Below are 326 nucleotides of genomic sequence, written 5' to 3' on the forward strand. Positions count from 1 at the left end.
ACACGGCCCAGACTCCTACGGGAGGCAGCAGTAGGGAATCTTCCGCAATGGACGAAAGTCTGACGGAGCAACGCCGCGTGAACGAAGAAGGCCTTCGGGTCGTAAAGTTCTGTTGTTAGGGAAGAACAAGTACCAGAGTAACTGCTGGTACCTTGACGGTACCTAACCAGAAAGCCACGGCTAACTACGTGCCAGCAGCAGCGGTAATACGTAGGTGGCAAGCGTTGTCCGGAATTATTGGGCGTAAAGCGCGCGCAGGTGGTTCCTTAAGTCTGATGTGAAAGCCCACGGCTCAACCGTGGAGGGTCATTGGAAACTGGGGAACT

1 rRNA gene is annotated in these 326 nt (G+C 54.6%); it reads left to right on the forward strand.

Features of this window, described 5'->3' with window-relative positions:
• A 16S ribosomal RNA gene (locus tag CVN76_RS02340) occupies window positions 1-326 on the forward strand; the annotation flags it as partial.

The sequence above is a fragment of the Bacillus sp. mrc49 genome, from assembly GCF_002803435.1.